The organism is Bilophila sp. 4_1_30, assembly GCF_000224655.1.
Classification (GTDB): Bacteria; Desulfobacterota; Desulfovibrionia; order Desulfovibrionales; family Desulfovibrionaceae; genus Bilophila; species Bilophila wadsworthia.
In genome coordinates this window covers 337,267-346,625 of sequence record NZ_JH114232.1, presented here as the reverse complement: position 1 = coordinate 346,625, position 9,359 = coordinate 337,267, and the positions used below count along the sequence as shown (strand labels likewise).

8 protein-coding genes and 1 pseudogene are annotated in these 9,359 nt (G+C 62.5%); 1 reads left to right on the top strand and 8 read right to left on the bottom strand.

What is annotated here, in order from left to right; all coding sequences use genetic code 11:
- Positions 1-42: 42 nt before the first annotated feature.
- The 8 genes from HMPREF0178_RS08320 to HMPREF0178_RS08285 all read right to left on the bottom strand — a co-directional run bounded on the left by HMPREF0178_RS08320 (position 43) and on the right by HMPREF0178_RS08285 (position 9,113).
- On the bottom strand, positions 43-879 hold the full coding sequence (locus HMPREF0178_RS08320; RefSeq protein ID WP_009368309.1) for an FAD/NAD(P)-binding protein: 837 nt from the start codon (positions 877-879) through the stop codon (positions 43-45).
- A gap of 11 nt (positions 880-890) precedes the next feature.
- Entirely contained in the window at positions 891-1,943 is a 1,053-nt protein-coding gene (locus tag HMPREF0178_RS08315) for a 4Fe-4S dicluster domain-containing protein (RefSeq protein ID WP_009368308.1), read from the bottom strand.
- Positions 1,944-1,948: 5 nt separating this feature from the next.
- Complete coding sequence (locus HMPREF0178_RS08310; protein WP_009368307.1) at positions 1,949-3,418, bottom strand: hydrogenase iron-sulfur subunit; 1,470 nt, start codon at positions 3,416-3,418, stop codon at positions 1,949-1,951.
- Positions 3,406-5,367 (bottom strand): CoB--CoM heterodisulfide reductase iron-sulfur subunit A family protein, encoded by a 1,962-nt coding sequence (locus tag HMPREF0178_RS08305; protein WP_009368306.1) that lies wholly within the window; start codon positions 5,365-5,367, stop codon positions 3,406-3,408. The genes HMPREF0178_RS08310 and HMPREF0178_RS08305 overlap by 13 nt, the downstream gene beginning before the upstream one ends.
- The gene (locus HMPREF0178_RS08300) at positions 5,364-6,284 is read right to left on the bottom strand and encodes a CoB--CoM heterodisulfide reductase iron-sulfur subunit B family protein (RefSeq protein ID WP_005028067.1); all 921 of its coding nucleotides are present in this window, start codon (positions 6,282-6,284) and stop codon (positions 5,364-5,366) included. The genes HMPREF0178_RS08305 and HMPREF0178_RS08300 overlap by 4 nt, the downstream gene beginning before the upstream one ends.
- Positions 6,285-6,854, bottom strand: coding sequence for a 4Fe-4S dicluster domain-containing protein (locus tag HMPREF0178_RS08295; protein ID WP_005028066.1), 570 nt, complete (start codon positions 6,852-6,854; stop codon positions 6,285-6,287).
- Positions 6,855-7,203: 349 nt separating this feature from the next.
- On the bottom strand, positions 7,204-8,286 hold the full coding sequence (locus tag HMPREF0178_RS08290) for an ABC transporter substrate-binding protein (protein ID WP_009368305.1): 1,083 nt from the start codon (positions 8,284-8,286) through the stop codon (positions 7,204-7,206).
- Positions 8,287-8,678: 392 nt separating this feature from the next.
- The gene (locus tag HMPREF0178_RS08285; protein ID WP_009368304.1) at positions 8,679-9,113 is read right to left on the bottom strand and encodes a thioesterase family protein; all 435 of its coding nucleotides are present in this window, start codon (positions 9,111-9,113) and stop codon (positions 8,679-8,681) included.
- On the opposite strand from HMPREF0178_RS08285, the pseudogene HMPREF0178_RS21980 reads away from it, so the two are divergent.
- A pseudogene (locus tag HMPREF0178_RS21980) lies at positions 9,108-9,359 on the top strand (hypothetical protein); the annotation flags it as partial. The gene HMPREF0178_RS08285 and the pseudogene HMPREF0178_RS21980 sit on opposite strands and share 6 nt — an antisense overlap.

The window sequence follows — 9,359 nt, the reverse complement described above, 5'->3', positions numbered from 1 at the left end:
TTCAAAAGGGTCCCTTCCCCCTCCCCGATTCATTTAATCATCCTACAGCTCGGGCGGGAGTTCCTTGAGCTGCTTATTGGAGAAGACGGGGCCGTCGACGCAGACGAGCTTGCCGCCGATGTTGCAGCGCCCGCAGATGCCGATGCCGCACTTCATGCGCTTTTCCAGCGTGGTGTAGATCTGGTCATCCGGGAAGCCCAGTTCGACGAGGGCCGCGAGGGTGAATTTGATCATGATCGGCGGGCCGCAGAGGACGGCGATGGTGTCCTTGGGCTTGGGGCCGATTTCCTTGAGCACGTTGGGGATGAGCCCGACCTTGTGCTCCCAGCCATCGGCAGGGTTGTCGATGGTCAGGGTGACGTTCAGGTCCTTGCGCTCCAGCCACTCGGGCATGTCGGACTGGAAGGACAGGTCCGCGGGGGTCTTGGCGCCGTACAGCAGGCTGATGTCGCCGTAATCCTTGCGGTTGTCCAGCAGGTACACCATGATGGTGCGGATGGGGGCCATACCGATGCCGCCGCCGATGAAGAAGACGTTCTTGCCCTTCCACTGCTCGTAGGGGAACCAGTTGCCGAGCGGGGCGCGCACGCCGATCTTGTCGCCGGCATTGAGCTTGTGGAGGGCGGCGGTGTTTTCGCCGGCCTTCATCACGGAGAACTGGAGGTAATCCATCCGGGTGGGGGAAGAGTTGATCACGAAGGTCGACTCGCCCACGCCGAAAACGGAGAGCTGCCCCACCTGTCCGGGCTGGAAGGTGAAGTTTTTCATTTTTTCTTCATCATCGAAACGCACGCGGAACGTTTTGATGTTGTGCGTTTCCTGCACGGTTTCGATGACGGTCGCCATTTCAGGCAGAAGGGGATTGTGCGTCCCTGCCATGTTCAGACTCCTTATTTGGCTTCCGCGTCATCCGCGATGGCGTTGAGGACAATTTCACGGATGTCCAGCGACACCGGGCACTGCTTGATGCACCGACCGCAGCCCGTGCAGGCGAAACGCCCGTCGCTGTAGTCGGGAGCGTACCAGTACTTGTGCGAAACGCGGTTGCGCATACGCAGGGCCTTGGCCGTGCGGGGGTTGTGCCCGCTGGCCTCGCGGGTGAACAGCGGGGACATGCAGTTGTCCCAGCTGCGCAGACGGCGGCCTTCGAGAGTATTGCCCTCGTCGGAGATGTTGAAGCACTGGCAGGTCGGGCACATGTAGGTGCACGCGCCGCAGGAGAGGCACTTCGCGGTCTGTTCCGCCCAGAAGTCCACGTCGGTGAAACGCTGTTCGAGACGGCGGGCCGCCTTGGACAGATCCGGGGCGGGCTGCTGGCTGGCGGCGGCCTTTTCGCGGGCAGCCTTGGCTTCGTCCATCTTGTCGGAGCCGTCGGCGAGCTTGGTCCCGGCGAGGAAGGCTTCGCCCTTCTCGGACACGGCCTCAAGCACGAAGCCGCCGTTCACGGCCGTGAGCAGCACGTCGGAGCCGGTGGGATCGGCGGGGCCGCCGCCGGTCCAGTGGCAGAAGCAGGTGCTGCACGGGCTGTCGCAGGTCCGGGTGACGACCAGCAGGTTGTCGCGGCGGGCCTTGTAGTAGGCATCCTGGAACTTGCCTTCGAGGAAGGGCTTGTCGAGCACGGCGAAGCCGCGGGCGTCGCAGGAACGGCAGCCGAACACCATCCGGGCCGGAGCGTCGGGGGTGTCGTCAAGTTTCATGTTCAGTTTGGCCGGATTTTCCGGGTCCTTGGTGCCGGTGAAGCGGACGAGCGTTTCACAGGCGGGGAAAACGGCGGCCTTGGGGGATACGGTGGCACGGGCCAGCGACGGCGTTTCTCCGGCGACGAGAGGCCGGAACACAACCGCTTTGCCCTCCTGACGAGGGGCCAGCACCTGACGGGATGCCGCCACTTCGGCCAGCCACGAGGCCAGCTTGTCGGCAGCGAGGAATCGTATGGCGCTCATTGCGTTTATGCTCCCTCGATGTGATGTTCGTGAATGTTCTTTTCTTCCAGCTGGAAGCCGAGCAGCGGCGGCACGGCGTCAACGTCCATGCCGGGCGCGTATTCGAACAGCTTCTTCACGACGCGGCCCATCTGGAGCTTGAGAGCTCCGACCGGGATGCCCATCGGGCAGGCGCGGTTGCATTCGCCGCAGCCGGTGCAGCGTCCGGCGAGGTGCATCGCGTGGATGAGCTGGAAGAACATCTTCTGCGTGGGGCTGTCTTCCTGCGTGAGCCAATGCGGTTCGCGGCTGTCCGCCACGCAGTTGTCGCGGCACACGCACATGGGGCAGGCGTTGCGGCAGGCGTAGCAGCGGATGCAACGATCGATATGGCCGCGCCAGAAGCCCATGCGGTCCTCGAGGCTCAGGCCGTCGAGGAAGGTCATGATCGCGGGCATGGCGGGCTGCGCGCCGTCCGGGATGTTCGTGGGCGAGCCCGCGAAGTGATCGTGGATGACGGCGTTGGGCACGGTGCAGGCGCGGCATTTGTCCTGCGCCACGTCCTGCATGGCGAACTCGTAGTCCTTGCCGTCGGCGCGGACCTTGAGGGTGGCGCCGGAGCCGGTCACGGATTCGACTTCCGTCACGTCGCCGATCTTGGCGAGCACGCGGTTGATGTCGATGGTTCCGTTGCAGCCCATGCCGAAGACGACCACGTCCTCACGGTTGATGAGGTTCTCCTGCAGGAGTTCCACGACGCCGCGGGAGTCGCAGCCCTTGACCACGATGCCGACTTTCTTGCCCTTGAAGAGGGGCAGGTAGGTGGCGAGGGAGTGGACGTTGAGCGGGCCCCAGATGAGTTTTTCGACGTCTTCGGGCCTGCGCATGTACAGGGGCGTGGCGTGCAGGCCGTCGAAGCCTTTCTGCCAGCCCATGACGAATTCCACTTCCTTGGCTTCGAGCGCGGCCTTGATCTGGTCCTTGAGCTCGGTCATGGCCGCGGGATTGACGCCGCAGCCGAGCGGGCGCAGAGGCGCGGGCAGGTCAAGGTCGGGCATGACGTACATCGGCTTCGCGTCTTCGAACTTGGGCGCGGGTCCGAGCTTGTGGACGCGTTCGGTGAACGCGGTGACCACGGCCTGCCAGCGCTGGCCTTCGGAGGCGGATACCCAGGTATACTCGAAGCGGCGGGGATCGATGCCGATGATGGGCAGGAATTCCTTCAGCGTTTCGAGGCGGCGGCGGGCGTAGTAGTTGCCTTCCGAATAGTGGCAGTCACGCGGGTGACAGCCGGACACGAGCACCCCGTCGGCGCCGGAAAGCAGGGCTTTCAGCGGGAACAGGGGATTGACGCGGCCCGAACAGGGGACGCGGATGATACGCAGGTCCGTAGGCTGGGTGAAACGAGCGACCCCGGCAGTATCGGCGCCGCCATAGGAGCACCAGTTGCAGAGGAAGCCTACGATCCGGAGTTCTTTGCCTGTCAGCACCGACATAGAGCGTCTACCTCCGCAAGGATCTGGTTGTCAGTGAAGTGGGAGAGCTGGATGGCGCCCTGCGGGCAGGTAGCCGTGCAAAGGCCGCAGCCCTGACACACGGCCTCGATGGTCTGCGCCTTCTTTTCGCCGCGAATTTCCTTTTCGACGATGGCCTGGAACGGGCACACCTTGATGCACTTGCCGCAGCCGACGCAGCGCTTGATGTCCACGACGGAGATCTGCGGGTCGCTTTCGAGGAGCGGCTTGGAGAGGAGGCCTATCACCTTGGCGGCGGCGCCGCTGCCCTGCGCGACGGAGGACGGGATGTCCTTCGGGCCCTGGGCCACACCCGCGAGGAACACGCCGGCGGTGTTGGTTTCCACGGGACGGAGCTTGCAGTGGGATTCCATGAAGAACCCGAAGCCGTCGTAGGAGATGTGCAGGGTTTCGGCGAGTTTGTTCGCGCCCTTGGAGCCTTCGATGCCCACGGCGAGCACGACCATGTCGGCCTTCACCTCGACGGGCTTGCCAAGCAGGGTGTCGGCGCCGCGGACGATGTACTGCCCGTGGCCGTCGGGCTGGATGGCGGACACGCGGCCGCGGATGTACTGGGTGCCGTATTCCTCGACGGCGCGGCGCGTGAATTCGTCATAGAGCTTCGCGTTGGAGCGGATGTCCATGTAGAACACGTAGGACTGCGAGTCGGGGATGTGGTCCTTGGTCAGGACGGCCTGCTTGGCGGTGTACATGCAGCAGAAGCCGGAGCAGTAGGGGCGGCCGATGGACTTGTCGCGGGAGCCCACGCACTGGATGAACACGACGCTCTTGGGCTCCTTGCCGTCGGACGGGCGCTTGATGTGGCCGCCGGTCGGGCCGGAGGCGGACATGATGCGTTCGTACTGGAGCGAGGTGATGACGTCGGGGTACTGGCCCGCGCCGTATTCGCCGTAGACCGTCCAGTCCATGAGATCGTAGCCGGTGGCGGCCACGATGGCGCCCACGGTTTCCGTGACTTCCTCATCCTTCATTTCGTAGTTGATGGCGCCGGTGGGGCACACCTTGGCGCACACGCCGCATTTGCCCGAGGTGAGCTTGCGGCAGTGCTCGGGGTTGATGGACGCCTTCTTGGGGATCGCCTGCGGGAAGGGGATGTTGATGGCGGTGGTGGGGCCGACGAACTCGTTGAACTTGTCCGGGGTCTTCTTGGCGGGGCACTTGTCCATGCAGGCGCCGCAGCCGGTGCACTTGGACCAGTCGACGTAGGTGGCCTTCTTCTTCACGGTCACGGTGAAGTTGCCCACATACCCGGACACGTTGGTCACTTCGGAAGCGGCCATGAGCGTGATTTTGGGATGCTGGGCCACGTCCACCATCTTGGGGCCGAGGATGCAGCTGGAGCAGTCGACGGTGGGGAAGGTCTTGTCGAGCTTCGCCATCTTGCCGCCGATGTGGCTTTCGCGTTCCACGAGGAGCACGTCGAGGCCCGCGTCGGCGCAGTCGAGGGCGGCCTGGATGCCGGCCACGCCGCCGCCGATGACGAGCACGCGCTTGGTGGATTCGAAGGACTTGGAGAACAGCGGGTTGTCGCGGCGCAGTTTTTCAACGGCGATGCGGACGAGTTCCGCGGCCTTGTTGGTGTTGGCTTCCTTGTCCTTGCCGATCCACGATACGTGTTCGCGGATATTGGCCATTTCAAACATGTACTTGTTGAGCCCGGCGCGTTCCACGGTGCGGCGGAAGGTGGGCTCGTGCATACGCGGCGTACAGGAAGCGACGACCACGCCGTCAAGCTTGTGTTCCTTGATGGCGGCGACGATTTCTTCCTGTCCGGGTTCCGAGCAGGTGTACATGGTGTCGGTGGAGAAGGCCACATCGGGATAGGTTTTGGCGATCTCAGCGACCTTGCCGCAATCCACGGTCCCGGCGATGTTCGATCCGCAGTGGCAGATAAAAACGCCTATTTTCATGCCTTGGCCTCCTCTGTGGCTTCATCGGCCTTGGCCGCGGCGGCCTTGGCAGCCTGCGCGGCGTCGATCTTCCGCAGAAGTTCGTCGGGGCTGACGCAGAGCTTTTCGAAGCCGAGTTCCTGATGCGGCAGGCCGAGGGCCAGCCCCATGAGCTGCGTAAAATACAGCACCGGCATCTTCATGCTTCCGCCCACGGCCTGACGCTGGCGCAGGTCAAGGTTCATGTGGCAGAGCGGACAGGCGACGACCACGGCGTCCGCGCCGAAGGCCTGCGCCCGTTCAAGGATGCGGCCGGTAAGGCGGGCGGTGATGTCGCGGCGGGGAATGCCCATGGCTGCGCCGCAGCATTCCGTCTTCAGGGGGAAAGGCACGACTTCGGCGCCGAGGGCGGTCATGATGTTGTCCATGGCCATCGGGTTCTCGGCGTCGTCAAACTGCATGATGTCCGCGGGGCGGCTCATCAGGCAGCCGTAGTAGCAGGCGACCTTGATGCCTTCGAGGGGCTTCTTGACCTTTTCGGCGATGGCGCCGGTGCCGTAGTCCTCCACCAGGACCTGGAGGATGGACACGGTTTCGGGCAGCTCTTCGGGACAGGGATTGTCGAGAAGGGCGTTGACCTTATCGCGGAACGCCTCGTCCTGCATGCGGTACTTGGCGGTCTTCAGGTTGGCGAGGCAGCTCGGGCAGGGCGTGCCCACGCGTTCGGCGCCTTCGGCGGCGGCAAGCGCGAGGTTGCGCGCGGAAAGCGCGGAGGAGAGCACGTGATCGCAGGCGTGGGCCGGCGTGGAGCCGCAGCAGCTCCAGTCGGAAATTTCCTTGAGGCCGATTTCAAGCGCGCGGCAGACGGCGCGGGTGGAACGTTCGTATTCGGCGGACGTCCCCTGACCGGAACAGCCGGGGTAATAGGCGAGTTTCATTTACTTGTCCCCCTCGGCGCTGCGCTGCTCGTCGAAACGCTTGAAAATACGGGCCACAGCGTCCTTGCCGACGATGGTGTGGGGTTTGAAGGGCAGCTTCTGCTTGGGCAGGATGCGCGGCGCGAGATCCACATCGGTGAAAACCCGGCCGGTGCGGGCCATGAACATGGCCATGACGCCCAGCTCGTACGTGCGCCCGAAGTGGCGGACGGTGGTCAGGAAGGACTGCCAGAACGACGCCATGGCGTAGTTCGTCTTGCCTTCCTTCCAGGCCATGTGCCGCAGCACGTCCATGACCTTGGCGACGTCGATGTTGTTGGGGCAGCGGGACGTACAGGTCGAGCACGACACGCAGAGCCACAGCGAACGGCTTGAAAGCGCCATTTCCTTGTTACCGAGCTGGACGGCCCGCATGACTTGGCTGACCTGCAGGTCGTATTCAGGACCGCAGGGGCACCCCGCCGTACAGTTTCCACACTGGTAGCAGTTGGTCACCTTCTGACCGCTTTCTGCTTCCACCTCGCGAAGAAACGCTTCGTCGCGCGTGGTTTCAAGATTGATTGTTTCCATGATTCTCCCGGCAGTAGAGTGGTTCAAAGACCAATAGACCTTCTTCACGAGAAAAAATCTAACATATCCACGCTAACGGGGCAACAGGGCTGGAGAAAAGAAAAAGGAGAACCCCTAGGTCTTCTCCTTGCCCGCCCCGATGCAATGCAAGGAAAAAAGCTTCCCCCCGGAGCAATGCAAAGGTGAACTTTCACATGCTATCAGACGAACCGCTAAGATGGAACCCCTTCTTACAAAAAGGGGCTGTTTGGTTGCTCAGAGAGTTAGAATCATACCGATTCCCCAAAAAGCAAGCCGGCCCCCTGTTACGGAGGGCCGGCAAGGGCAGGGTAAAGGGAAACCGGGAATGTTACTTGTAGTCGGGGATGGGCTGCTTGACGAGCTTGAGGAACTTGTCGGTGGCGTAGGAGCCGTCCTTGACGACCTTCAGCTCGTCAGGCGTGATCCGGCCCACGCTGGCGAAGAATTCGGCGATGTCGGCCATCCACTTGGCGGCCTTGCTCTGCCCCTTGGAGCCGTCGAACAGGGCGAGCTGTTCTTCAAGGTTGAAAACGGGGTGCGTCTTGATGTCGAGCGCGGCCATTTCCGGCGTAAAGCTCTTGCCCACGAATTCCTGGAAGAAGCGGCAGTATTCCGGGGCGAGGGATTCCGGGGTTTCCTTCTGGAGCATGTTGGCGGAGCGCAGGAACACGCGCAGGAACTTGGCGACCAGTTCGGGGTTGGCGTCGCAGAACTTCTTGTCGCCCATGAGCACGGTGGGCAGGCCCACGCCGCAGGTATTGGGGGTTCCGGCGACCTTCCAGCCCTTGTCCATGCCGAAGAACATGTGCGGGGCCCACAGGCAGACGCCGTCGCCGATGCCGCTGTCGAACGCCGCGAGGCCCTGCGCCTGATCGATGTTCTTGATGGTGACGTCGCTTTCCTTGAGGCCGAGCACACGGAGCCAGTGGCTCAGGGTGAAGTGGGGGGAGGACATGGTGGTGATGAGGAACGTCTTGCCGCGCACGTCATCCGGATGTCCGTACACTTCCGGGTAGTCTTTGTTGTAGCCCTTGGTCTTGAGGATAGGGCTGTCGGGGCGGAGCAGGAGGGCGTTGGTGTAGGATTCGTCGTTGGTGACGGCGATGGTGTACGTCCCGTAGCGGAGCGCGCCCATCATGCCGGGCACGGCGCCGGTTCCGGCGAGTACCCACTCCCCTGCGGGAAGGGCGTTGAGCTGGGCCATGCCGGATGAGAAGAGGAGCATTTCGATGTCCAGCCCTTCCTCTTTGTCCCACCCTTTTTCTTTGGCATACCAGACGAGGAAGGCTTCGTGCTCGTCAAGCCATGCGGTGCGGAGTTTGACCGGGGCCGCCGCGAATGCCGCACAGGAAAATGTGATGAAAAGGACAACCGCAAGGGAACCCGTAAGCATTTTGAACCACCGTTTCATAAGAAACTCCTTCAGGTATGAGGTTCCAGTCCGTACAGCCAAAGCATGTTTCCGGTGAAAACATAAAGAAGGGAGACCCCTCTTTCCGCAAAAAGATAAAGGGTATTGTTCGCCGCTTAAGGTAAAGCCGCTGTTCTTGGAGGGTAAAAAGGAAAAAGCCCGTCCGGATAAAAGAGATAATGCGTTTATAGATAGGGATAGACGAATTGGATAACCGTGTCTCATGAGAAAATGCCAATGTATATCGAGAAACGGTCAAAGAGAGCCCGGGAAGATGCCTGCATTGAGGGGGAGTTGGGAAAAGGCGGCGGGGACGGGGGAGAAGAAGGGCGAAAGAAAAGGGAAGGGCGCTTCTTGAAGGCGGCTCCTTCCCTCTGCTTGGGGTAAGGGCTTTATTCGGGGATTTGGAACGGTTCACCGCGCATGAGTTTGACGAACCATTCCGGTGGGCGCACGGGGCGCCCGTCGCGTCCGGTACAGGCGTGTTCAGTCATGCCCTCGGCAAGCAGGGTCTTGCGCTCGGCGTCCATGACATTGTACACAAAGACGAGAGAGGCGCGCCTGACTTCGGCTATCCCCGCGCGGATATGGATCAGATCGTCATACCGGGCGGGCCGCCTGTAGCGGCACTGGGCTTCGCGTACGGGCAGCATGATGCCGAGGCGTTCGACCTCCGCGTAACTCATGCCCATCTGGCGGATGTACTCGCTGCGGGAACGTTCGAAGAGGTGCAGGTATTCCGCGTAATAGAGATACCCCATCGTATCGGTTTCTCCATAGGAGACGCGGTGGGCGAGCCAAACATCGGGAGTGGGAAAATCGTGCATGAACAGCATCCTTTGCTGAAGGTTCCACAAAAACGCGGTGCGGGAACGGCGGCTCTGGCCGCGGCCGTCCTTGCCCTCGGCCTGCTGGCGGGGTGCGCGGCTCCCCTTCCCGCTCCCTCAGCTCCGGTCCGGGACGTCGCGGGCGATCTTGTCCCCGAGAACGACGAGCAGGCCGCCGTGCTGGCGGGGAAGCTCGATCGCGCCGGGCAGCGCCTGCGTTCGTGGAAGGAGCTGGCCCCGGCCCTG

Coding starts and splice junctions, on each gene's coding strand:
- HMPREF0178_RS08320 (WP_009368309.1), bottom strand. CDS start 879: ATGGCAGGGACGCACAATCCCCTTCTGCCTGAAATGGCGACCGTCATC.
- HMPREF0178_RS08315 (WP_009368308.1), bottom strand. CDS start 1,943: ATGAGCGCCATACGATTCCTCGCTGCCGACAAGCTGGCCTCGTGGCTG.
- HMPREF0178_RS08310 (WP_009368307.1), bottom strand. CDS start 3,418: ATGTCGGTGCTGACAGGCAAAGAACTCCGGATCGTAGGCTTCCTCTGC.
- HMPREF0178_RS08305 (WP_009368306.1), bottom strand. CDS start 5,367: ATGAAAATAGGCGTTTTTATCTGCCACTGCGGATCGAACATCGCCGGG.
- HMPREF0178_RS08300 (WP_005028067.1), bottom strand. CDS start 6,284: ATGAAACTCGCCTATTACCCCGGCTGTTCCGGTCAGGGGACGTCCGCC.
- HMPREF0178_RS08295 (WP_005028066.1), bottom strand. CDS start 6,854: ATGGAAACAATCAATCTTGAAACCACGCGCGACGAAGCGTTTCTTCGC.
- HMPREF0178_RS08290 (WP_009368305.1), bottom strand. CDS start 8,286: ATGAAACGGTGGTTCAAAATGCTTACGGGTTCCCTTGCGGTTGTCCTT.
- HMPREF0178_RS08285 (WP_009368304.1), bottom strand. CDS start 9,113: ATGCACGATTTTCCCACTCCCGATGTTTGGCTCGCCCACCGCGTCTCC.